The 21,615-nt window shown below is 68.5% G+C and carries 22 protein-coding genes and 1 pseudogene; 10 read left to right on the plus strand and 13 right to left on the minus strand.

What is annotated here, in order from left to right:
- From BSE24067_RS28405 to BSE24067_RS28425, 5 genes are all read left to right on the plus strand, one after another.
- On the plus strand, window positions 1–918 hold a 918-nt coding region (locus BSE24067_RS28405), incomplete at its 5' end, for an ABC transporter permease (RefSeq protein WP_174904933.1).
- Complete coding sequence (locus BSE24067_RS28410; RefSeq protein ID WP_151068757.1) at window positions 912–1,718, plus strand: ABC transporter ATP-binding protein; 807 nt, start codon at window positions 912–914, stop codon at window positions 1,716–1,718. The genes BSE24067_RS28405 and BSE24067_RS28410, both read left to right, overlap by 7 nt.
- 50 nt (window positions 1,719–1,768) lie before the next feature.
- The gene (locus BSE24067_RS28415) at window positions 1,769–2,953 is read left to right on the plus strand and encodes a c-type cytochrome (RefSeq protein ID WP_174904934.1); all 1,185 of its coding nucleotides are present in this window, start codon (window positions 1,769–1,771) and stop codon (window positions 2,951–2,953) included.
- A gap of 37 nt (window positions 2,954–2,990) precedes the next feature.
- Window positions 2,991–3,953, plus strand: a complete 963-nt coding sequence (locus BSE24067_RS28420; RefSeq protein ID WP_151065875.1) for an ABC transporter substrate-binding protein — start codon at window positions 2,991–2,993, stop codon at window positions 3,951–3,953.
- Window positions 3,954–4,085: 132 nt separating this feature from the next.
- Window positions 4,086–4,952 (plus strand): MOSC domain-containing protein, encoded by an 867-nt coding sequence (locus tag BSE24067_RS28425; protein WP_151065874.1) that lies wholly within the window; start codon window positions 4,086–4,088, stop codon window positions 4,950–4,952.
- A gap of 83 nt (window positions 4,953–5,035) precedes the next feature.
- On the opposite strand, the gene BSE24067_RS28430 is transcribed toward BSE24067_RS28425, so the two are convergent.
- Both BSE24067_RS28430 and BSE24067_RS28435 read right to left on the minus strand, forming a co-directional pair.
- The gene (locus BSE24067_RS28430; RefSeq protein WP_151065873.1) at window positions 5,036–6,427 is read right to left on the minus strand and encodes a sensor histidine kinase; all 1,392 of its coding nucleotides are present in this window, start codon (window positions 6,425–6,427) and stop codon (window positions 5,036–5,038) included.
- Entirely contained in the window at window positions 6,424–7,098 is a 675-nt protein-coding gene (locus BSE24067_RS28435; RefSeq protein ID WP_151065872.1) for a response regulator, read from the minus strand. Before BSE24067_RS28435 ends, BSE24067_RS28430 begins: the two co-directional genes overlap by 4 nt.
- A gap of 125 nt (window positions 7,099–7,223) precedes the next feature.
- Between BSE24067_RS28435 and BSE24067_RS28440 the strand changes: the two genes are divergently transcribed.
- From BSE24067_RS28440 to BSE24067_RS28455, 4 genes are all read left to right on the plus strand, one after another.
- Window positions 7,224–8,324 carry an ABC transporter substrate-binding protein gene (locus tag BSE24067_RS28440; RefSeq protein ID WP_151065871.1) on the plus strand — a complete coding sequence of 367 codons (1,101 nt, stop codon included), beginning with the start codon at window positions 7,224–7,226 and terminating at the stop codon, window positions 8,322–8,324.
- A 115-nt stretch (window positions 8,325–8,439) separates the two neighbouring features.
- Window positions 8,440–10,212 (plus strand): ABC transporter permease, encoded by a 1,773-nt coding sequence (locus tag BSE24067_RS28445; protein WP_151065870.1) that lies wholly within the window; start codon window positions 8,440–8,442, stop codon window positions 10,210–10,212.
- On the plus strand, window positions 10,205–11,272 hold the full coding sequence (locus BSE24067_RS28450; protein ID WP_151065869.1) for an ABC transporter ATP-binding protein: 1,068 nt from the start codon (window positions 10,205–10,207) through the stop codon (window positions 11,270–11,272). The genes BSE24067_RS28445 and BSE24067_RS28450 overlap by 8 nt, the downstream gene beginning before the upstream one ends.
- 133 nt (window positions 11,273–11,405) lie before the next feature.
- The gene (locus BSE24067_RS28455; RefSeq protein ID WP_151065868.1) at window positions 11,406–12,497 is read left to right on the plus strand and encodes a porin; all 1,092 of its coding nucleotides are present in this window, start codon (window positions 11,406–11,408) and stop codon (window positions 12,495–12,497) included.
- On the opposite strand, the gene BSE24067_RS33205 is transcribed toward BSE24067_RS28455, so the two are convergent.
- From BSE24067_RS33205 to BSE24067_RS28475, 4 genes and pseudogenes are all read right to left on the minus strand, one after another.
- A complete protein-coding gene (locus BSE24067_RS33205; protein WP_428839516.1) occupies window positions 12,498–12,863 on the minus strand; it encodes a hypothetical protein in 366 nt (121 codons plus the stop codon). It lies immediately after the preceding gene.
- Window positions 12,864–13,017: 154 nt separating this feature from the next.
- A pseudogene (locus tag BSE24067_RS28465) lies at window positions 13,018–13,203 on the minus strand (excisionase family DNA-binding protein); the annotation flags it as partial.
- 132 nt (window positions 13,204–13,335) lie between these two features.
- Window positions 13,336–14,298: a quinone oxidoreductase family protein gene (locus BSE24067_RS28470; RefSeq protein WP_151065867.1), complete on the minus strand. Its 963-nt coding sequence runs from the start codon at window positions 14,296–14,298 to the stop codon at window positions 13,336–13,338.
- A 54-nt stretch (window positions 14,299–14,352) separates the two neighbouring features.
- The gene (locus BSE24067_RS28475) at window positions 14,353–14,604 is read right to left on the minus strand and encodes a hypothetical protein (RefSeq protein WP_151065866.1); all 252 of its coding nucleotides are present in this window, start codon (window positions 14,602–14,604) and stop codon (window positions 14,353–14,355) included.
- 95 nt (window positions 14,605–14,699) lie between these two features.
- Here BSE24067_RS28475 and BSE24067_RS28480 point away from each other — a divergent pair, with 95 nt between their 5' ends.
- Window positions 14,700–15,494 (plus strand): AraC family transcriptional regulator, encoded by a 795-nt coding sequence (locus BSE24067_RS28480; protein ID WP_151065865.1) that lies wholly within the window; start codon window positions 14,700–14,702, stop codon window positions 15,492–15,494.
- Window positions 15,495–15,554: 60 nt separating this feature from the next.
- Here BSE24067_RS28480 and hpaI read toward each other — a convergent pair whose 3' ends face one another.
- The 7 genes from hpaI to BSE24067_RS28515 form a co-directional block, all read right to left on the minus strand.
- The gene (gene hpaI, locus BSE24067_RS28485; protein ID WP_151065864.1) at window positions 15,555–16,358 is read right to left on the minus strand and encodes a 4-hydroxy-2-oxoheptanedioate aldolase; all 804 of its coding nucleotides are present in this window, start codon (window positions 16,356–16,358) and stop codon (window positions 15,555–15,557) included.
- Window positions 16,359–16,370: 12 nt separating this feature from the next.
- Complete coding sequence (gene hpaH / locus BSE24067_RS28490; protein WP_151065863.1) at window positions 16,371–17,174, minus strand: 2-oxo-hept-4-ene-1,7-dioate hydratase; 804 nt, start codon at window positions 17,172–17,174, stop codon at window positions 16,371–16,373.
- A gap of 18 nt (window positions 17,175–17,192) precedes the next feature.
- Window positions 17,193–17,585 (minus strand): 5-carboxymethyl-2-hydroxymuconate Delta-isomerase, encoded by a 393-nt coding sequence (locus BSE24067_RS28495; RefSeq protein WP_151065862.1) that lies wholly within the window; start codon window positions 17,583–17,585, stop codon window positions 17,193–17,195.
- A gap of 29 nt (window positions 17,586–17,614) precedes the next feature.
- The gene (hpaD, locus tag BSE24067_RS28500; RefSeq protein WP_151065861.1) at window positions 17,615–18,463 is read right to left on the minus strand and encodes a 3,4-dihydroxyphenylacetate 2,3-dioxygenase; all 849 of its coding nucleotides are present in this window, start codon (window positions 18,461–18,463) and stop codon (window positions 17,615–17,617) included.
- 77 nt (window positions 18,464–18,540) lie between these two features.
- Window positions 18,541–20,004, minus strand: coding sequence for a 5-carboxymethyl-2-hydroxymuconate semialdehyde dehydrogenase (gene hpaE, locus BSE24067_RS28505; protein WP_151065860.1), 1,464 nt, complete (start codon window positions 20,002–20,004; stop codon window positions 18,541–18,543).
- A gap of 22 nt (window positions 20,005–20,026) precedes the next feature.
- Entirely contained in the window at window positions 20,027–20,791 is a 765-nt protein-coding gene (locus BSE24067_RS28510) for a fumarylacetoacetate hydrolase family protein (RefSeq protein WP_151065859.1), read from the minus strand.
- Window positions 20,788–21,477, minus strand: a complete 690-nt coding sequence (locus BSE24067_RS28515; protein ID WP_151065858.1) for a fumarylacetoacetate hydrolase family protein — start codon at window positions 21,475–21,477, stop codon at window positions 20,788–20,790. Before BSE24067_RS28515 ends, BSE24067_RS28510 begins: the two co-directional genes overlap by 4 nt.
- Window positions 21,478–21,615: the final 138 nt, after the last annotated feature.

Below are 21,615 nucleotides of genomic sequence, written 5' to 3' on the forward strand. Positions count from 1 at the left end.
CTCGGCGCGATCGCGTATCTGTGGCCGAACCGCATCGTCGGCTTCACCGACTGGGCGTACACCGACACGTTCGGCATCGCCGCGTGGGCCGTCGCCGCGCTGCTGCTGGTTGCCGCGAGCGTCGGTCATCGCGTGCCGGCCACGCGCGCGCGGCTCGCCCGCGTGCGCCCGGCCGGCCCGTGGCTCGTCGCGCTGCCGCTCGTGCTCGCCGCGTGGGAAATCGTCACCGCGAAGACCGGCTGGCTGCCGACGCCGTTCTTCGCGCCGCCGCAAGCGCTGATCGAGGTCTACGTCGACGACTGGCCGCGCCTCGCCGGCAGCGCCGCCAATACGCTGAAGCTGCTCGCGCTCGGGTTCGCGTACGGCGTGTCGGCCGGGTTCGCGGTCGGCGTGTCGATCGGCTGGTCGCGCCGCATCGGCTACTGGGTGCATCCGGTGCTGCGCGTGCTCGGCCCGGTGCCGGCCACCGCGCTGCTGCCGCTCACGTTCTACTTCTTTCCGACGAGCTACTCGGCCGCCGCGTTCCTGATCGCGCTGTCGACGGGCTTCCCGGTCGCGGTGCTGACGTGGTCCGGCGTCGCGAGCGTGAACCGCCAGTACTACGACGTCGCGCGCACGCTCGGCGCGAATGCGCGCTTCCTCGTGCTGCGCGTCGCAATTCCGGCCGCGCTGCCGCACGTGTTCGTCGGCATCTTCATGGGGTTGAGCGCGTCGTTTACGGTGCTCGTCGTCGCCGAGATGATGGGTGTCAAGTCGGGGCTCGGCTGGTATCTGAGCTGGGCGCAAGGCTGGGCATCGTACGTGAACATGTATGCGGCGCTGCTCGTGATGGCGCTGCTGTTTTCCGGGCTGATCGCGCTGCTGTTCGCGGTGCGCGACCGTGTGCTCGCGTGGCAGAAAGGAACCGTCAAATGGTAAGCGCCGCCGTACTCGAACCGCCCGTGTCGGCGCCACGCGCCGCCCGCGGCGCGCGAATCGACATCCGTCGCGTGAGCCACGCGTTCGACGGCCCTGCCGGCCCGCTGCCGGTGCTCGACGACGTCACGCTGTCCGTCGCGGCCGGCGAATTCGTCGCGCTGCTCGGTCCGAGCGGTTGCGGGAAATCGACGCTGCTGCGGCTCGTCGCGGGCCTCGACGCCGCGCGGCAAGGCACGATCGCGCAGGACGGCGCGCCGATCGAGCGGCCCGATCCGTCGCGCATCGCCGTGTTCCAGGATCCGACGCTCTATCCGTGGCGCCGCGTGCGCGCGAACGTCGCGCTCGGACTCGAAGCGCGCGGCGTCGCGCGTGCCGAACAGCATCGCGTCGACGATGCGCTCGCGCGCGTCGGGCTGCAGGAATTCTCGAACGTGTTTCCGCATCAGCTGTCGGGCGGGATGGCGCAGCGTGTCGCGCTTGCCCGCGCGCTCGTCAACGATCCGCGCCTGCTGATCCTCGACGAGCCGCTCGGCAAGCTCGATTCGCTGACGCGGCTGACGATGCAGGCCGAGCTCACCGCGCTGTGGCAACGCGACGGGTTTTCCGCGCTGCTCGTCACGCACGACGTCGAGGAAGCGCTGTTTCTCGCGCAGCGCGTGATCGTATTCGGGCCGCGGCCTGCGCGCATCGTCGCGGAGTTGCACGTCGGCCTGCCCTATCCGCGCCATCGCGGCGATCCGCGTCTCGCCGAGCTGCGCCACGAAGCGCTGCGGCATCTCGGACTCGATGCGAGCTGGTAGATGAGCGGTGTCGTCCGTACGGTTGCCGGTGCGCGGCAAAGGCTGCACCGATGAACGCGCCGCCGGTCGCCGACTGGGCGTTGCTGTTCCTGCAACTGCTGTATCGCGCGCAGATCGCGGCCGCCCGGGCGCTGCATGCGACCGGGCTGACCGGCGGCGCCGACGGACAGGCCGCATGGCCGTGGGCGCACCGGATCGCGCTCGAAACGCTGCGCATCGACGCCGGCCTCACGCGCCAGCTCGCGTTCGCGATCGCGACGACCGCGCTCGCCGTGGCGCTCGGCTGCGTTGCGCTCGCGTCGCGCAGGTGGCGCGCGGCATCGGCAATCTCCGCGCTGGCCGTTGCATGGTTCGCGCCGTGGCCGCCGGCGTCGTTATGGCTCACATCGGCCGTCCCGACGAGTTTCCAGCGCAATCCCGCGCCGTTTTCCGTCGCGAACGTGGTGCGCGGCGCGCACCTGTATGCGCAGCATTGCGCGGCCTGCCACGGCGCGGACGGCCGCGGCGACGGGCCGCTCGCGGCCACGCTCGCGCACTGGCCGCCGACCTTCGCGGGCGCACTGCTCGCGCGCCGGCTCGACGGCGAACTGTACTGGCGTGTGCAGCACGGTATGCGCGACGCACGCGGCGCGGCGTCGATGCCGGGCTTTGCCGCGACGCTCGGCCCGGCCGGCACGTGGGCCGTGCTCGATTACCTGAAAGCGCTGTCCGCCGGCAGCGGCGCGCAGGCGGAACGCGCGTGGCCGGTGCCCGTGCCGCTGCCGGCGCTCGACGTGCGCTGCGGCGCCGCCGCGCCGCAACCGCTCGAGCGCTGGCGCGAAGGCCAGCGCGTGCGCATCGTCGCGCTCGCGCCGGGCGGCACGCCGCCGCAGGAAGACCCGCGCTGGCAGACGCTGCTCGTCATCGCCGGCGATACGCCTGCGCCGCCGTCACCATCCGGCACGCGCGCGAACTGCGTCGCAGCGACGCCCGGCGCATGGCAAGCGTTCGCGACGATCGCGGGCGTGCAGCCCGACGCGTTCGGCGGCACGCAATTGCTCGCCGACCGGCGCGGCTGGCTGCGGGCGCGCGCGCTGCCGGGCAGCACGGGGTGGTCGGCCGGCGACCTGCTGTGCCGCTCCGACGCCGCCGCTCGCCCCTCGGCAGCCGCCGCGAACGCCGATCCGCTGACCGCGCTGCTGCTGCGCGCGGACGCCGAACCCGTGCGCGACGTGCAAGCCGGACTGCCGCATTGACTCTCTGAACCGTATTCCCGACCGATCGAACGACACGATGAATCCAATCCGACGTCACTTCCTCGCACAAGCCGGCGTGCTCGCCGCCGTTGCCGCCGCCGGCGCCGCGCCGGCCGCGCTGCATGCGCAATCCGGCCCGCGCGCGCTGCTGCGTGCCGGCGACCAGAAAGGCGGGCTGCGCGCGCTGCTCGAAGCAGCCGGCGAACTGAACGGCCTTCCATACGACATCGCGTGGACCGAATTTCCGGCCGCCGCGCCGCTTGCCGAAGCGCTGAACGCGGCGGCCGTCGACTGCGGGCCGATCGGCGACGCGCCGGTGATCTTCGCGCTCGCATCGGGCGCGCGCATCAAGGTGATCGGCGCGAACCGGTCCGACCCGTTCGGCACCGCGCTCCTCGTGCGGCCGGACGCGGCGCTGAAGGACGCCGCGGATCTGAAAGGCAAGCGCATCGGCACCACGCGCGGCTCGATCGGCCATTTCGTCACGCTCAAGGCGCTCGACGCGGCCGGCCTGCCGCCCGACGCCGTATCGTTCCGCTTCCTCCCGCCAGCCGACACGATGCTTGCGCTCGCAACCGGTTCGATCGACGCATGGGCGACGTGGGAACCCTATACCGCGCTCGCCGAAACGAGCGGCCGCGCGCGCGTGCTCGTCAACGGCCGCGGGCTGTGGTCGGGCCTCAGCTACGTCGCGGCGACCGACGCGGCGGTCGCGTCGAAGCGCGACGTGCTGCGCGACTTCGTGCAGCGCGTCGTGCGCGCGCAGGTGTGGTCGTACCGGCACGTCGATGCGTATTCCGCGGCGCTCGCACGCATCATCGGCATCCCGCCGGCGGCCGCGAAGCTGCAGTTCGAGCGCCGCCACACGCGCTGGCAGCCGATCGACGCGACGGTGATCGCCGAGCAGCAGCGCACCGCCGACTTCTACCTGAAGGCCGGCCTGCTGCGCCAGCCGCTCGACGTGCGCACGACGTTCGACCTGGGCTTTCCGCTCGCGTGACGCGCAGCCGGCCACCCGGCACGCCTGCGCCGGCCCGCGGCACACTGGCACACGGCACGCAACCGCCCAAACGGCTTTCGCACGATCTGGCACAATCGCGCTTCGATCATCCCGCCTTTGTCAGCCAGCGTCATGCCAGCCATCTCCGAACTCTTCGTCTACCCGATCAAATCCTGCGCCGGCATCGCGCTGTCGCGCGCGCAACTGCTCGAAACCGGCCTCGCGTACGACCGCCACTGGTTGATCACGACCCCGGACGGGATGATGATCACGCAGCGCACGCACCCGCGGCTCGCGCTGATCCGCCCGACGCTCGACGGCGATGCGCTCGTGCTGAACGCGCCGGGCATGCCGGAGATCCGCACGCCGCTCGACGGCGACGCAAGCGCTGCCACGCCGAAGATGGCCGCGACCGTGTGGCGCGACACCGTCGACGCGATCGACACGGGTGCCGAGACGGCCGCGTGGTTCACTGAATTCGTCGGCACGCCGTTGAAGCTCGCGCGCTTCAGTGCCGACGCGCGCCGCGGCTGCAACCGCAAATGGACCGGCGACATCGATACGCACACGCAGTTCGCGGACGGCTATCCGCTTCTCGTGATCGGCCAGGCGTCGCTCGACGACCTGAACGCGAGGCTCGTCGCGAAGGGCGCGCCGGCGATTCCGATGAACCGCTTCCGTCCGAACATCGTCGTGTCGGATCTGGACGCGTATGAAGAGGATTTCGTCGAACATCTCGACGCCGACGGCGCGACGCCCGTGCGGCTGCGTCTCGTGAAGCTGTGCACGCGCTGTCCGGTGCCGACGATCGATCAGGCCACCGGCGCGCCGAATCCCGAATGGCCGCACGAGCCGACCGACACGATGCAGACCTATCGCGCGAACCCGAACTACGACAATGCGCTGACGTTCGGCATCAATGCGATCGTCGTCGAAGGTGCGGGTGCGTGGCTCGAGGTCGGGCAGTCCGTCGAAGCGGAAATCGGCTTCGGCGACTGAGCATGACGGCGGGCGGCGCGTCGTTTGCGTCGCCGCCCTACCACCGCTCACGGCAGTTTCCGCGCCCGATCGAAGCGGCCGCGCTACTGCGCCACCGCCGGCAGCACCACCGTCACGATCAACCCGCCGCCGGCCGCATCGGCGAGTGTCACGCTGCCCTGATGCACCCGCGCGATCTCCCGCACGATCGACAGCCCGAGGCCGGTGCCTTCGACCGTCTGCGTCTTGCTGCCGCGATGGAAGCGCTCGAACACCGCGTCGCGCTCGCCGGCCGGAATGCCCGGCCCGTTGTCGATCACGTCGAGCCGCGCAAGCTCGCCGTCGCGCGACACGCGCACCGTGATCACCGCGCGGTCGCCCGAGTAACGGATCGCGTTGTCGATCAGGTTGCCGATCATCTCGCCGAGCAGGTCCGGCTGCCCGAACACCGCGACGTCGGCCTCGTGCTCGAACCCGAGGTCGATGTCGCGCGCGCGCGCAACGGGCGACCAGTCGAGCGTCACGCTGCGCGCGAGCCGGTGCAGCACGACCGGTTGATGCGCGACCGCATGGCCGCTGTCCGAATCGAGCCGCGACAACGACAGCAGCTGCTGGACGATCTTCGCGGCCTGCCGCACCGCGCCGTTCACGCGCCGCAGATGCACGTTCACGCGCGGCTGCTCGTCGGGCCGCAGCGCCAGCTCGACGCCGGCCTGCACGGCCGCGAGCGGCGTCTTCAGCTGATGGGCCGCGTCCGCGAAGAAGCGCCGCCGCGCGACCTGCATCCGCTGCGTGCGGCCGATGTACTGATTGATCGAATCGACGAGCGGCGCGAGCTCGCTCGGCATCCCGCCGGTGTCGAGCGGCGTCGGATCGCCGTCGCTGCGCGCGGCGACCGTCGCCGACAGCCGGTTCAGCGGCCGCAGCCCGCGCCCGACGCCGAGCCACACGATGCCGAGCGCGAGCACGACGAGCAGCCCTTCCTGCAGCAGCGAGCCCATCAGGATCTCGCGCGCGAGCGCCTGGCGCGCCTCGATCGTCTCGCCGACCATCACCCACACGATGCGCGTCTGCGCGGTCGGCACGTCGTGCACCGGCACGCGCAGCGCGGCCATGCGCAGCCGCTCGCCGCGATAGACGACGTCGTAGTAGCGCGTCGCGAACAGCGTGCCGCCGCCGTCCGGCAGCGGCAGGTCCGGATAGCCGGTGATCGTGCGGCCGTTGTCCTCGCGAATCAGGTAGTAGATCTTGCCGCCGTCGCCCGACTCGAACATTTCGAGCGCGAGATACGGCAGGTCGACCTCGATCTCGCCGTCGTTGAGCCGCACGCCTTCGCGGATCGATTTCAGCGACGACGACAGCGTGCGGTCGAACGCGACGTGCGCGGCGCTCATCGCGCGCTGGTACGTGAGCCACGAGTCCAGCGCGAGCAGCCCGAGCAACGGCAGCAGCAGCCACAGCGCGACCTGCGTGCGCAGGTTCGGACGCACGGTCATTCGACGCCCTTCGCTTCGAGCAGGTAGCCGAGCCCGCGCAACGTGACGATCGCGACGCCGGTGTTCTCGAGCTTCTTGCGCAGCCGGTACACGTAGATCTCGATCGCGTCCGCGTTGACCGATTCGTCGAGCCCGAAGATCTTCTCCGACAGCGTCTCCTTGTTGATCGCGCGGCCGTTGCGCAGGATCAGCACCTCGAGCACCGAGCGCTCGCGCGGCGTGAGCGACACGGGTTCGCCGGCCAGGTGGAAGCTGCGGTCGATACTGTCATACGAAAGCGGCCCGCACTCGACGCGCGAATGCTCGTGGCCGAGGCTGCGCCGGATCAGCGCGCGGGCGCGCGCTTCCAGCTCGGTCAGCTCGAACGGTTTCGCGAGATAATCGTCGGCCCCGAGATCGAGCCCCTTCACGCGGTCCTCGACCGAGCCGTGCGCGGTGAGGATCAGCACCGGCACCGGATTGCGGCGCGCGCGCAGCCGCCGCAGCACCTCGAGCCCGTCGAGCTTCGGCAGCCCGAGATCGAGGATCACCAGCGCATAGTCCTGCGTGCGCAGCACGTGATCCGCCGCCTCCCCGTCCGCCATGTGATCGACCGCGAAACGCGCGGCGCTCAGCGCGTCGTTCAACGACTGCGCCAGGTTCGGGTTGTCTTCGACGAGCAGCACACGCATGGGGACCTCGGGAAATCCATGACACAAAGGACGCTATTGTGAACCGAAATGAAAGCAGGCTGAAAGTGCGCCCCAATTACCATCCGCGTCACTCGAACAACACACACGCGTAACTGGAGGAAGACATGCCGTTTGCACCGAAGCAGCTCGCCGCCACGCTGGCGATCGTCCTGGGCACCGCCGCCGGCGGCGCCGCCGCACAGGTTCCGGCCGGATATCCGGGTAACTACCAAGGCGTCATCGACGCCGCGAAAAAGGAAGGCAAGCTGATCGTCTACTCGACGACCGACACGGGCCTCGTGCGCCCGCTGATCAAGGACTTCGAAAGCCTGTACGGCGTGAAGGTCGAGTACAACGACATGAACAGCACCGAGCTGTACAACCGCTACATCAGCGAGAACGCGGCGAGCAGCACCAGCGCCGACGTGCTGTGGAGCTCGGCGATGGACCTGCAGGTCAAGCTCGTCAACGACGGCCTGATGTCGTCGTACGATTCGCCGGAAAGCGCGAACGTGCCGCAATGGGCGCAATACCAGAAGCAGGCTTACGGCACGACGTTCGAGCCGCTCGCGATCGTCTACAACAAGCGGCTGATCCCCGAGAACGAGGTGCCGAAGACGCGCACCGACCTGATCAAGCTGCTCGCGTCGCAACCCGACAAGTTCAAGGGCAAGCTGACGACGTACGACGTCGAGAAGTCCGGCGTCGGCTTCAACGCGCTGACGCAGGACGCGCACCTGAACGAGAAGGTCACGTGGGAACTGGTGAAGGCGATCGGCGCGACCGGTCCGAAGCTGCAGTCGAGCACCGGCGCGATGATGGAGCGCATCTCGTCGGGCGAGAACCTGATCGGCTACAACATCATCGGCTCGTATGCGTACGCGAAGGCGAAGAAGGACAAGTCGATCGGTTACGTGTTCCCGAAGGACTACACGCAGGTGGTGAGCCGCCTCGCCACGATCTCGAAGAAGGCGAAGAACCCGAACGCGGCGAAGCTGTGGGTCGACTACCTGCTGTCGAAGCGCGGCCAGACGCTGATCGCGAACCAGGCGAATCTGTACGCGATCCGCACGGACGTGACCGGCGAAACGTCGGCCGCGAGCCTCACGAAGGAACTCGGCGATTCGCTGAAGCCGATTCCGATCGGCACCGGCCTGCTCGTCTATCTCGACCAGTCGAAGCGGCTCGCGTTCCTGAAGCAATGGCAGCAGGCGATCAAGAGCTGATCCGCTGACCGGCTTCGGCCGGCCAACGGCCGCTCGCCGCGCACCGCGCGGGCGGCCCCCTTCCCCTTACCGACTTCCTACAGGCGGCCATCCGGATGGCCGCAGGGGCGAACTCATGCTTTCAACCAGCACACGCGGGGCGGCGCCGGCCGTTCCGCCCACCACAGGCCAGGCCGGCGCGATTCCCGCGCTGCCGGTCAGCAACCTGCAGCCGCTTGCCGGCATGCTGCGCTGGATCGTCGTCGCGGTGCTCACCGTCGCGGTCGCACTGCCGCTCGGCTTCATCCTGTTCCAGAGTCTGCTGTCCGCGCCGTTCTTCGACGCGAACAAGACGCTCGGCATCGAAGGCTTCCGCTTCATCTTCACCGATCCGGACTTCTGGTCCGCCGTGAAGAACTCGTTCATCATCGCCGGCGGGATGCTGTTCATCTCGATCCCGCTCGGCGGCGTCCTCGCGTTCCTGATGGTGCGCACCGACCTGCCCGGCCGCCGCTGGCTCGAGCCGCTGCTGCTCACGCCCGTGTTCGTGTCGCCGATGGTGCTCGCGTTCGGCTACGTGGTCGCGGCGGGCCCCGTCGGCTTCTACTCCGTGTGGTTCAAGGAACTGTTCGGGGTGCAGAACGTGCCGTGGAACGTCTACTCGATCTTCGCGATCACGTTGATCGTCGGGCTCACGCACGTGCCGCACGTGTACCTGTACTCGTCGGCCGCGCTGCGCAACCTCGGCTCGGACGTCGAGGAAGCCGCTCGCGTGACGGGCGCGCGTCCGTTCCGCGTCGCGCTCGACGTGAGCCTGCCGATGACGATGCCCGCGCTGCTGTTCGCCGGCGTACTCGTGTTCTTCCTCGGCTTCGAGGTGTTCGGGCTGCCGCTCGTGCTCGGCGATCCGGAAGGCCATCTCGTGCTCGCGACCTACCTGTACAAGCTGACCAACAAGCTCGGCGTGCCGTCGTATCACCTGATGGCGGCGGTCGCCGTATGCATCGTCGCGATCACGTTTCCGCTCGTGCTGCTGCAGCGCCGCCTGCTGAAGACCGCGAACCGCTTCGTCACCGTGAAGGGCAAGGCCGGCCGCGCGACGGTGCTGCCGCTCGGCGTGTGGCGCTGGGTCGCGCTCGCGATCGTCGCGCTGTGGCTGGTGCTGACCGTGATCGTGCCGATCTCGGGCATCGTGCTGCGCGCGTTCGTGACGAACTGGGGCGAAGGCGTGCCGCTCACCGAAGTGCTGACGCTGGCGAACTTCGTCGAGCTGTTCGAGCAGGACAACCTCGTGCGCGCGATCGTGAACACGCTCGGGATCGGCGTGATCGGCGGCGCGATCGCGATCGGCTTCTACTCGCTCGTCGCGTTCGCCGGCCACCGCCGCCACGACTGGGCGACGAAGCTGCTCGACTATCTCGTGCTGCTGCCGCGCGCGGTGCCGGGCCTGCTCGCCGGTCTCGCGTTCCTGTGGATCTTCCTGTTCGTGCCCGGCCTGCGCGAGCTGAAGAATTCGATGTGGAGCATCTGGATCGCGTACACCGTCGTGTGGCTCGCGTACGGAATGCGGCTCATCCAGAGCGCGCTGCTGCAGGTCGGGCCGGAGCTCGAGGAAGCCGGCCGCAGCGTCGGCGCGACGCGCAGCCGCGTGTCGCTCGACGTGACGCTGCCGCTCGTGCGCTTCGGGCTGCTCGCCGCGTGGCTCCTGATCTTCATGATCTTCGAGCGCGAATACTCGACCGCCGTCTATCTGCTGTCGCCCGGCACCGAAGTGATCGGCGCGCTGCTCGTGTCGCTTTGGGCGACCGGCGCCGTCGACCAGGTCGCCGCGCTCTCTGTCATCAACATCGCGATGGTCGGCGCCGGTCTCGGCGTGGCCCTGCGCTTCGGAGTGAAACTTCATGGATAAGCTCATCGTCGACGATCTGCACCTCAGCTATGGCGCGAACCCGATTCTCAAGGGCGTGTCGTTCGAACTGAAGGCCGGCGAAGTCGTGTGCCTGCTCGGCGCGTCGGGCAGCGGCAAGACCACGCTGCTGCGCGCGGTGGCCGGGCTCGAACAGCCGTCCGACGGGCGCATCCAGCTCGACGACCGCGTGTTCTTCGACGGCGCGCAACGCATCGACCTGCCGGTCGAGCAGCGCTCGCTCGGCCTCGTGTTCCAGTCGTATGCGCTGTGGCCGCACCGCACCGTCGCCGACAACGTCGGCTACGGGCTCAAGCTGCGCCGCGTCGCGCCTGCCGAACAGAAGCGCCGCGTGCAGACCGCGCTCGACCAGCTCGGCCTCGGCCATCTCGCCGAACGCTTTCCGCATCAGCTGTCGGGCGGCCAGCAGCAGCGCGTCGCGATCGCGCGGGCGCTCGTCTACAACCCGCCGGTGATCCTGCTCGACGAGCCGTTGTCGAACCTCGACGCGAAGCTGCGCGAGGAAGCGCGCGCGTGGCTGCGCGAGCTGATCGTGTCGCTCGGGCTGTCCGCGCTGTGCGTGACGCACGACCAGACCGAGGCGATGGCGATGTCCGATCGCATCCTGCTGCTGCGCAACGGCCGCATCGAGCAGGAGGGAACGCCGGCCGAACTGTACGGCGCGCCGCGCTCGCTGTACACGGCCGAATTCATGGGCAGCAACAACCGGATCGACGCGCGCGTCGCGTCCATCGACGGCGAACGCGTAACGCTCGCCGGCGACGGGTGGGAGTTGCAGGCGCTTGCCCGCGACACGCTCGCGCCGGGCCAGGACGCGCAGGCCGTGATCCGCCTCGAGCGCGTGCAGGTCGCCGACGGTCCGGGCGCGAACCGGCTGCAGGCCGACCTCGTTACTTCGATGTATCTCGGCGATCGCTGGGAATACCTGTTCCATTGCGGCGACATGCGACTGCGCGCGTTCGGCCACGTGCCGCGCGCGGCCGGCAAGCACTGGATCGAATTCCCGACCAACGACTGCTGGGCGTTCGCGAAAGCCGGCTGACCCGCGCGCGGCGGCCTCGCGCGCGCACCCCGTTTGCATCGAGATCCGGCGGACGCTTACCGGCGTCCGCCGCGGGCGGCTGCGCGCCGCGTATCCGTTTCACCAACCCACAACAACCAAGGAGACACCGTCAATGAAGTCACGCGCAGAACGTTCGCTTCGAACAGTAGTCCTCACCGGCTCGGCCGCGGCAGCCTGTCTCGCCGCGCCGGCCGCGCACGCGCAGTCGTCGGTCACGATGTACGGAATCATGGATGCCGGCATCGAGTACACGAACCACGCGGCGCCGGATGGCGGCAATTCGTTCAAGCTGAAATCGGGCAACAAGAACACGTCGCGCTGGGGCTTGCGCGGCGTCGAGGATCTCGGCGGCGGGCTGAAGGCCGTGTTCCGCCTCGAAAGCGGGATCGACCTCGCGAACGGCGCGTCCGACGACGGCCCCGACTCGATCTTCGCGCGGCGCGCGACGGTCGGCCTGAAAGGCAAATGGGGTGAACTGTCGCTCGGCCGCAACTTCACCGTCACGTACGACTACATGCTGCCGTTCGACCCGATGGGCTACGCGCAGAACTACTCGTGGGCGACGTCGTCGATGGCGACCGGCGGCCGCAAGGACGGCCTCTTCACGCGTTCGTCGAACGCGGTGCGTTACGACGGCGAATTCGGCGGCTTCAAGTTCGGCGCGCTGTACGGCTTCGGCAACGTGCCCGGCAGCGTGAAGACCAGTTCCAAGTACGACTTCGCGCTCGGCTACGAGACGGGCCCGTTCGCGGCGGTCGTCACGTTCGACCGGCAGAACGGCGCGGCCGACAGCGTGACGCCGGCCGATACCGTCAACTACATCCAGGGCATCCACGCGGGGCTGAGCTACGACTTCGGCAACCTGAAGACGATGGCCGGCTATCGCAATTACAAGCGCACGTTCCGCACCACGGCCGCGAACCAGTTGAGCGACATGTACTGGCTCGGCGGGTCGTACCAGTTCACGCCGACGTTCTCGCTGATCGCGGCCGTCTATCACCAGAACATCAAGGGCGGCAGCGATGCCGATCCGACGCTGGTGTCGGTGCGTGCGCAATACGCGCTGTCGAAGCGCACGGTGCTGTACGCGGCCGGCGCGTTCGCGATCGCGAAGCACGACCAGAAAGTCGGCGTGTCGCGCGATTTCGCCGGGTATGGCACGACGCAGGTCGGGGTGACGGCGGGGATTCAGCAGCGGTTCTGATCATTGCGACGTGACGGCGGGCGACGGACGGTGCACGCGTTTTGCGGTGCGTCGTCCGGCGCTTTGGCGGATATCGTGACCGGCACGGGGAAACGAAGAAACGCGTGTGACGAGCCGCGCGAACGACGTACCGGCGATTCGCCGCTCGCGCGAACGCCATGACGGCTCGAGATCGAAGAGATTGTCGACGAACACGTCGGGATGCTGCGCTTCAATCCCATACGCCGACAGGACTGCGTCGGGAAAGTCCTTCCGGTTGAACGCCACGATCACACTGGCGTTGCAGCGGATCGCGGCGGCTAGTACATGGCGGTCATCGGCATCCGGCAGCCTCAATCCGTCGATCAATGCGTCGTACCCGGTCACGAGCGCATCAGGTTCGCCCGATCCATCAGACTCGCAGTACGGTCGAGTTGCGCGGCGCTGAGGTCCGGGCGCTTGCGCAATAGATTCCGTTTCCATTCGTCGTGAATATCGGCACGCCAGCGAGCCCTGCAACATCCGCTCAACGCGAGCCACATCAGAAAATCGCGTAGCGGTGCGGGGCTTCCATCGCATTGGCGCTCGCCTGATCGCGTTCGGCCTTGTAGCGCATCAAATCGGAAAACCGCACACGACGATGCTTGCCGCTCTTGTGATATGGCAGCGCCTTCGATTCAAGCAGCTTGACCCGATACGGACGCGACACATTGAGCAGATCGGCGCTCCACCGGCAAATCGTATCGGACATCGAGGTAGGGGGCATCGCGCCCTCCCGAACGGGTTCTGGAAGGCGCCATCTTGTTCGCAATAAACGAAAATACGTCACGCCCTTATACGACCGCCCACCGCTCGCCGTTCACTCGCCGCGCATCGCGAACACCGTGCGAACGCGGCCGTCCGCATCGCCCCAATGCTCCGCGACCGCCGACAGCGGCACGACGCGCGTATCGATCGCAAGGCGGGCGGACGAAGCCGCATCGAACACGCCGCGGATCGCGGACAGCAAGCGCGGCAGCGGCACGCTGCCCAGGCCGCTGCCCATCAACTCGATCGCCGTCGCGCGCAGCACGGCCCCCGGCAGCAGCACGTCCGCGCCGCCGATCGAGCCGATCTGCACGAAACGCAGCCGACGGCCTTCAGGTGTCGCCTTCGCCGCCGCAACGAGCACCGCCTGTGCGCTAGCGCCCCATACATAATCGAGCACGACGTCGACACCCGCCCGGAAATGCGGATCCAGCGCGCGGGCCAGTTCGACATCGTCCTGCTGCAGCGGCACGACGGCGTCCGCACCGGCATTCAGCAACGCATCCAGCGCAGCCGTATTGCGGCCCGTCGCGATCACTTTCGCGGCACCCAGATGCTTCGCGATCCGCACGGCCAACCGGCCAGACGTGCCCGTCGCGCCATTGACCAGCACCGTCTCGCCCGCGGCGAACCGGGCACGTTCGATCAACGCCGCCCACGACGACATCCCGGGAATCGCGATCGCCGCTGCCGTCACGTCGTCGACGTGATCCGGCAGTGGCACGCACTGCGTATCGGGCACGATCGTGCGTTCCGCCATCGCGCCGAACGGCGCGGGGGCGCCGAGGAAGTACACGCGCTCACCGCCGTCGCCGCGCCCCACCCCATCGACGCCGACGACGAACGGATAGCTGCCGCCGGACGAGTAATGCGTGCCGGCCGCGCGCCCTTGCGCCAGCCGGCTCAGCGCGGATGCCGTCACGTCGACCAGACGGTGACCTGGCAACGCGCGCGGCGCTTCGAACTCCGTATAAACCGGACGCTGTCCGGCACGCTCCACGACGGCTGCTTTCATGCTGGTTCCTTGCAGTTTGGGTTCTCGTCTCGCTACCGCACTCGGCGGCCGTGCTCAACGCGCGTCCAGCCATGCGCGCAGCGCCGCATCGCGCACTTCGAGCACTTCGAACAATCCGAGCGCCCGCAGCGCGGGCAATGCGTCGATCACGTCGGCCTCGGCTGTCGCGCGCTCGGCCGCCGGCGCGCCCGGATCGGCCAGCACGCGCGCGTTCGCGATGAACGCGCCCACAGTGCCCTTGCGGATCGTCGTTCCACCGACCGCGACTTGGTCGGCATCGTCGGAAAGCATCTGTTCGGCTCGCATCTCGTCGCACTCCGGTTGTCATCGATGGGCGCAGTGTAGGCGTGCAACGCCGGCCGATCTCCGGTATAACGGCCATTCGATACCGCAATCCAGCCATGTCCGACCCGCTCCTGCCCGCCCGATTCGTGACATCCGACGACGGCCCGTTCGTGGTCGCCGCCGTCCTGTCGCAACGCGATCCGCGCGTGACGCCGCCGCACGCACATGCGCGCGGTCAGCTCGTCGGTGCGTCGAGCGGCTTGCTGACGATCGGTCTCGACGACCAGGACTGGGTCGTGCCGGCAATTCACGCGATCTGGATTCCGCCGCATTGCCGGCATTCGCTGCGCTCGTTCGGGCCGATTTCCGGATGGTCGGCGTTCGTCGCCGAAGCGCGCTGCGCGACGCTGCCGGCCACGCCGCGCGCGATCCGCACGTCGCCGTTGCTGCGCGAAGCCGTGCAGCGCGCGGCAAGCTGGGACGGCTCGGCGCTCGACGCGGCGCAGACCAGGATTGCCGATGTGATCCTCGACGAGATCGCGTCGTCCGAAGTGGAATCGCTGGCGCTCGCTCGGCCGCGCGACGCGCGGCTCGTGCGCATCACCGACGCGCTGGCCACGAATCTCGCGGACAACCGCCGGCTGGAGGAATGGGCGGAATGGGCCGGCATCAGCGCGCGGACGATGAGCCGCCGCTTCGTCGCCGAAACCGGGCTCACGTTTGCGCAGTGGCGTCAGCAGGCGCGGCTGTTGCGTGCGCTGGAGAAGATCGCCGACGGCGTGCCGGTCACGACGATCGCACTCGATCTCGGGTACGACAACGTCAGCGCGTTCATCGACATGTTCCGGCGGGCGACCGGAACGACGCCGGGGAAATACCTGGGCATGGCGGTGCGGCAGCGCGACGGATAGCGGGCCGCGTGCGCGCGTGGTCCGCACCGGATGCGGCACCCGCCCGTTCGCGCTTCTTCGTCAATACGTTCCGTCGCCGTTCTTCGCCGCCGCGCCCGTCCGCCTGAACTGCGCGGCGAGCCGCTCCGCGCTCCGTGCCAGCAGCGTCGTATCGACGCCGACCGCGACGAACAGCGCCCCCGCTTCCAGATACCGTCTCGCCGTCGCTTCGTCCGCGCTCAGGATGCCCGGCGCCTTACCGGCCGCGTTGATCGCGCGGATCGCGCCATCGATCGCGGCCTGCACGTCCGGATGCCCGGGATAGCCGAGATGCCCGAGATCGGCGGCCAGATCGGCCGGGCCGATGAACACGCCGTCGACGCCGTCGACCCGTGCAATCGCGTCGATCGCATCGAGCCCCGCGCGGGTCTCCACCTGCACGAGCACGGCCATCTCGTCGTTCGCGCGATGCAGGTACTCGCCGACGCGGTTCCACCGCGACGCGCGCGCCAGCGCGCTGCCGACGCCGCGAATCCCGTGCGGCGGATAACGCGTCGCAGCCACCGCCGCGCGCGCTTCGTCGGCACTCTGCACCATCGGCACGAGCAGCGTCTGCGCGCCGAGATCGAGCACCTGCTTGACGATCACCGGATCGTTCCACGGCACGCGCACGACCGGATGCGACGGATACGGCGCGATCGCCTGCAATTGCGCGAGGATCGTCGGCACCGTGTTCGGCGCATGTTCGCCGTCGATGAGCAACCAGTCGAAGCCGGCGCCGGCGACCACTTCGGCGCTGTACGGATTCGCGAGCCCAAGCCACAGCCCGATCTGCGCATCGCCGCGCGCGAGCGCGGCCTTGAAGACATTCGACGAAATCTGCATCGCCTGCTTACCTCATTCGAAATGGCACTGGATCGTCCCGAGCGGGCCGTAATCGACGCTGAACGTGTCGCCCGGCCGCGCCGCGCACGGTCGCGTGAACGAGCCGCCGAGCACGATCTGCCCGGGCTCCAGCGCGACGTCGAAGCGCGACAGCCGGTTCGCGAGCCATGCGACACCGTTGGCCGGATGATTCAGCACGCCGGCCGCGACGCCCGTCTCCTCGACCACGCCGTTGCGCGACATGATCGCCGCGACCCAGCGCAGGTCGACGTCCTGCGGCCGCACCGGGCGTCCGCCGATCACGACGCCCGCGTTCGCCGCGTTGTCGGCGATCGTGTCGAACACCTTGCGCGGCCGTTTCGTGTCGGGGTCGATCGACTGGCTGCGCGCATCGATGATCTCGAGCGCGGGCACCACGTAGTCGACCGCATCGTACACGTCGAAGATCGTGCAGTTCGGGCCCGTGAGCCGCTTGCCGAGCACGAACGCGAGTTCGACCTCGACGCGCGGCACGATGAAGCGTGCGGTCGGAATCGTGCCGCCGTCGTCGAAGAACATGTCGTCGAGCAGCGCGCCGTAATCGGGCTCGTCGATCTGCGACGTGTTCTGCATCGCCTTCGACGTGAGGCCGATCTTGTGCCCCTTCAGCGTGCGGCCTTCGGCGAGCTTCAGCGCGACCCACGCGCGCTGGATCGCATACGCGTCGTCGATCGTGATGTCGGGATGGTCGAGCGAGATCTGGCGGATCTGCGTGCGTGCGCGCTCGGCGTCGTGCAGGCGCCGCGCGAGCTGGTCGATGAGGGCGGATTCGAGCATGATCGGTCGGGAATGGGGTCAGCCGGCCCGCTTGTAGCGGGCGTGAATGTTGTTGTGCTTGTACGAGCCGCTTTCGCTGAACTCGGTCAGCTCCATCGACAGCGCGAGATAGCGCTTCGCGTACAACTCGGCGAAATGCGCGTCGATCGCGTCGAACAGCGCGTCGCACGCGGCTCGCTTCGTTTCGTCGCTGCGGCCCGCGCCTATCTTCAGCGTCACGTGGACGAACGCGTCGTCCTCGGTGCCGTCGGCGACGCAGTAATCGTGCAGCTCGATCGCGCGCGACCGGATGCCGCCGGTCGGGAACACGCCGCCCTGCGCGATCAGCGTCGCGTTGATCGTGCGCAGCAGCGCGGGAATGCGCGCGTCGTCGCGGATGTTCGCGGTGTATTCGACGATGATGTGTGGCATGACAATGCTCCGGACAGGTGATGCGGCGCTCAGGCGAGCGGGAAGATCGCGTTGATCTGGCCGGTGCCCGAACTCGCGAAATAGTCGGTGACGATCTCGACCGGCTTGTCGTAGCGATCCCAGCCGAGCAGGCCGAGCAGCATCGCCGTGTCGTGCATGCCGCCTTCGCCGTGACAATGCGTGTTGTAGTCGGGCAGCATCGCGCAGAAGGTCTTGAAATCGCCCTGCTTCCACAGCTCGACCACGCGCAGGTCGACCTGCCGGAAGAATTCGCGGCTGATCTCGTGAATCGATTCCTCGGGGCTGCCGTTGTCGTTGAAGCGGTGCGACAGCGAGCCGCTCGCGAGGAACGCGACGTTCGAATCGCTCTTTTCGATCGCTTCGAGCAGCGCCTCGCCGAAGCGGCGGCTCTCGTCGAGTTGATGCCACATGCACCAGCCGGCGATCGACACGACCTTGAAGTGCTGGTCGCCGTTCATGTAGCGCATCGGCACGAGCGTGCCGTATTCGAGTTCGAGGCTGTCGATCTCGTGCGCACGCGTCGCGATACCGCGTTCGGTGGCCGTTTCCGCGATCAGCCGGCCGAGCGCCGGGTTGCCCGGATACGCGTACTGCATGTCGCGGATGAAATGCGGCAGTTCGTTGCTCGTGTAGGTGCCCGAAAACCGCGCGTTGCAGTTCACGTGATAGCCGGCGTTCACGAGCCAGTGCACGTCCGACACGACGATCGTGTCGACGCCGAGCGCGCGGCAGCGCTCGCCGATCAGCCGATGGCCGCGGATCGCCGCTTCGCGGCAACCGTGATGCCTGCCGGGCAGTTCCGACAGGTACATCGACGGCACGTGCGTGATCTTCGCGGCGAGGGACAGTTTGCCCATCGTGAGTCTCCGTATCGATGTTGCGGCGTTCTTGCGGCATCGTTGCGCCTTTCTCGCGGCGCAACGGCCCGCGCCCGTCACACGCCCCAGCGCGGAATGTGATGCGAGCCCATCGAGATGCACACGTTCTTGATCTCCGCGAACACCTCGAAGCTGTATTCGCCGCCCTCGCGCCCGGTGCCGGACTCCTTCACGCCGCCGAACGGCTGGCGCAGGTCGCGCACGTTCTGGCTGTTCACGAACACCATCCCGGCCTCGATGCCGCGCGCGAGGCGATGCACCTTGCCGACGTCCTGCGTCCAGATGTACGACGCGAGCCCGTACGACGTGTCGTTCGCGAGCCGCAGCCCGTCTTCCTCGTCGTCGAACGGGATCAGGCACGCGACCGGCCCGAAGATCTCTTCCTGCGCGATGCGCATCCGGTTGTCGACGTCGGCGAACACGGTCGGGCGCACGAAGTTGCCGTTGCGCAGATGCTCGGCGAGCCCCGCCGGCTTGTCCGCGCCGCCCGCGACCACGCGTGCGCCTTCCTGCTCGCCGATCCGGATGTAGCCGGTCACCTTTTCCCAGTGCTGGCGCGTGATCATCGCGCCGAGTTGCGTCGCCGGATCGGACGGATCGCCGACCACCAGGTTGTTCGCGCGGCGCGCGAATTCGTGCACGAAACGATCGTAGATCGTGCGCTGCACGAAGATCCGCGAGCCCGCGGTACAGCGCTCGCCGTTGATCGAGAAGATCGTGAACAGCGACGCATCGAGCGCGCGGTCGAAATCCGCATCGTCGAAGATCAGCACCGGCGACTTGCCGCCGAGCTCCATCGAGTACTTCTTCAGGCCCGCGCGCTCCATGATCCGCTTGCCCGTGACCGTGCCGCCCGTAAACGACACCGCACGCACGTCGGGATGGCGCACGAGCGCGTCGCCGGCCGTCGCGCCGTAACCGTGCACGACGTTCAGCACGCCCGGCGGAATGCCGGCTTCGAGCGCGAGCCGGCCGAGCTGGTCGGCCGTCAGCGGCGACAGCTCCGACATCTTCAGCACGGCCGTGTTGCCGAGCGCGAGACACGGCGCCGTCTTCCACGTCGCGGTCATGAACGGCACGTTCCACGGCGACACCAGCGCGCATACGCCGACCGGCTGGTACAGCGTGTAGTTGAGCATCTGGTCGTCGACCGGATACGTGCGGCCGTTCATCTGCACGCACACTTGCGCAAAGAAGTTGAAGTTCTCGGACGCGCGGGGGATCAGCTGCTTGCTCGTCTGCGCGATCGGCAGGCCGGTGTCCTGCGTCTCGAGCGCGGCGAGCATCGGCACGTTCTTCTCGATCAGCTCGCCGAGCTTGCGCATCAGCTTCGCGCGCTCCTTCGCGGGTGTGTTCGCCCATTTCGGAAACGCTTCCCTGGCTGCGCGCACGGCCGCGTCGACCTCGGCTTCGCCGGCCGACGCGACGTCGGTGATCACGTCGCCCGTGGCGGGATTCAGCGTCGTGAAAGTCTCGCGGCTCTCGACTTCGCGGCCGTCGATCCAGTGCTTGATGGTCATGTGCTCTCCTTGGGCGACCGGCTCAGCCGGCCCGATAGTAGTCCGCTTCGCCGACGATCGTGTTCACGAGCCGGCCGATTCCGTCGATTTCTGTCACGACTTCGTCGCCCGGCTTCGTGTCGGCCAGCCCTTCGGGCGTGCCGGTCAGGATCAGGTCGCCCGGCGAGAGCGTCATGAAGCTGCTGATGTGCTCGATCAGCGCGGGCACGTCGAAAATCATGTCGCGCGTGCTGCCGCGCTGCGTCTCCCGGCCGTTTACCGTCGTGCGCAGCATCAGGTCGCCCGCGTCGCCGATTTCGTCGCGGCTGACGAACCATGGGCCGAGCGGCGTGCAGGTGTCGCGGTTCTTCACGCGCAGGTTCGGGCGGTAGTAGTTTTCGAGGTAGTCGCGGATCGCGTAGTCGTTCGCGACCGTGTAGCCGGCCACGTGATCGATCGCGTGCGCGCGGCTCACGTTGCGCGCCGGGCGGCCGATCACCACCGCGAGTTCGCATTCGTAGTGCATGTGCGTCGCGTCCGCCGGGCGCACCGTGTACGACCGGTGGCCGATGAACGTGTTCGGCCCCTTCAGGAAGATCAGCGGCTCGCCCGGCGCGTTGAACGCGAGTTCCTTCGCGTGGTCCGCGTAGTTGAGGCCGAGCGCGAACGTCGTGCGCGGCGCGACGGGCGGCAGCCACGTCACCGCGTCCTCGGCGAGCACGCGCCCCGTGTCGAGCCGGATCGCGCCGTCGCCGGCCGGTTCGGCCGCATGCAGTGCGCCGTTGTAGATCACGCGCGCCGTCTTCATCGGGCTTCCTCCGCAATCAGCGTATGCCGCAACGTGCCGATGCCGGGCGCGGCGATCTCGATCGTGCTGCCCGCGCGCGCACGCGGCGCGCCGCCCGCGACGCCGAGCAGCAGCACGTCGCCCGCGTCGAACGACATGAACGCCGTCACGTCGGCGATCAGTTCGCGCACCGGACGAATCAGCGTGGCGGTCGATGCGGACGCGACCGCCTGTCCGTCGATGCGCACGGTCAGCGCGAGCGCATCGACATCGGCGAACGCGGCCGCCGGCACGATCGCCGGACCCAGCGGGCAGAAGCCGTCGCGGCACTTGAAGCGCACGGCCGGACGGTAGTAGTCGGGATGCGGGACCGACACGTCGCTCGCGAGCGTGAAGCCGTGCACGTAGTCGAGTGTGCGCGCGGCCGGCACGCGCGTCGCGCGCCGCGAGAACACCACGGCCACCGACGCGCCGATCTCGAGCGAATCGACGCCCGCCGGCACGACGACGGCGGCACCGTCAGCCGCATGCGTGTTGGCCGGCTTGATGTAAAGGATCGGCGCCTGCGGCGGACGGCCGTAAGGCGGCGCGTGCACGGCATCGCCGAGCGCGTCGAGCGCCGCGCGCTCGTTGAGCAGCGCACCGTAGACGGTGCCGATGGCGACCGGCAACGGCGGCGCCGCGGCGGTCGTGCAAGACAGCTCCATGCGTCATTCCCCTGCCGCGCGTCGCGGCGCATCGTCAATACTTAATATCTTAAGTAAACAATCGAGCGCTGGCAACCGCGATTACCCTGAGACGCGAAATTCGTCACCGTCGGCTGTTAAGATTGATGCGTCCCCGTC

The sequence above is a fragment of the Burkholderia latens genome, from assembly GCF_902499045.1.
GTDB classification, from domain to species: Bacteria; Pseudomonadota; Gammaproteobacteria; order Burkholderiales; family Burkholderiaceae; genus Burkholderia; species Burkholderia latens.